We start from the raw sequence: 1,345 nt of genomic DNA on the forward strand, positions 1-1,345 counted from the left end.
GCTGCCGCGCCACGGGCAGCGGCACGTTCTCCAGGTCGCGTACGTCGATGGCGCTGGCCTGGAGCGCCGAGATGACCGCGCGCTTGAGGGCACGGGCACCTCGGGAGTGGTCGCGGGCCGTGGTGACGGTCGAGCCCTTCTTCAGGGTCGTCGCGTAGGCGCCGGCGAGGCGGACGGCGAGCTCGGGCGTGATCTCGACGTTCAGGATGCCGGAGACGCCGCGCGCGCCGAAGAGGTGCGCCTGGCCGCGGGACTCCCAGATGACCGAGGTGTTGACGAACGCGCCGGCCTCGATGGTCTTGAACGGGTAGACCCGCACATTGCCCTGAACGATCGATTCTTCACCGATCAGGCACTCGTCACCGATGACGGCGCCGTCCTCGATCCGCGCGGCGCGCATGATGTCGGTGTTCTTGCCGACGACGCAGCCGCGCAGGTTGCTGTGCGGGCCGACGTACACGTTGTCGTGGACGACGGCCTTGTGCAGGAAGGCGCCGCTCTTGACGACGACGTTGGAGCCCACGACGGTGTGCTCGCGGATCTCCGCGCCGGCTTCGACCTTGGCGTAGTCGCCGATGTACAGCGGGCCGCGGAGCACGGCGTCGGGGTGCACCTCGGCGCCCTCGGCCACCCACACGCCGGGCGAGATCTCGAACCCGTCGATGTCGACGTCGACCTTGCCCTCGAGGACGTCGGCCTGCGCCTTGACGTAGCTCTCGTGGGTGCCGACGTCCTCCCAGTAGCCCTCGGCGACATAGCCGTAAATGGGCTTGCCTTCCTTCATCAGCTGCGGGAAGACGTCGCCGGACCAGTCGACGGGCACGTCCGGGTCGACGTAGTCGAACACCTCCGGCTCCATCACGTAGATGCCGGTGTTCACCGTGTCGGAGAAGACCTGGCCCCACGTGGGCTTCTCGAGGAAACGCTCGACCTTCCCCTCGTCGTCGACGATGGTGATGCCGAATTCCAGCGGATTGGGCACGCGGGTCAGGCAGACCGTGACCAGGGCGCCCTTTTCCTTGTGGAAATTGATCAGCTCGGTGAGGTCGAAGTCCGTGAGGGCATCGCCGGAGATGACGAGAAAGGCATCGTCCTTCAATGCCTCCTCGGCGTTCTTGACACTCCCGGCGGTACCGAGTGGCTTCTCCTCATTGGCATACGTGAGCTCCATCCCGAGCTCCTCGCCGTCACCGAAGTAGTTCTTGACCAGCGAGGCAAGGAACTGGACGGTCACAACGGTTTCGTTGAGCCCGTGCCTTTTGAGCAGCCGCAGAACATGCTCCATGATCGGCCGGTTGGCGACCGGCAGGAGCGGCTTGGGCATGCTTGAGGTCATGGGGCGAAG

1 protein-coding gene is annotated in these 1,345 nt (G+C 65.9%); it reads right to left on the bottom strand.

Going from position 1 to position 1,345, the window contains the following annotated elements:
- Window positions 1-1,336, bottom strand: a 1,336-nt coding sequence (locus tag CCN29_RS33000; protein WP_442538641.1) for a nucleotidyltransferase family protein, incomplete at its 3' end; no start/stop codon positions are given.
- Between the last annotated feature and the right edge of the window lie 9 nt (window positions 1,337-1,345).

This window comes from Streptomyces pseudogriseolus, assembly GCA_002154585.1.
Lineage (GTDB): Bacteria > Actinomycetota > Actinomycetes > Streptomycetales > Streptomycetaceae > Streptomyces > Streptomyces pseudogriseolus.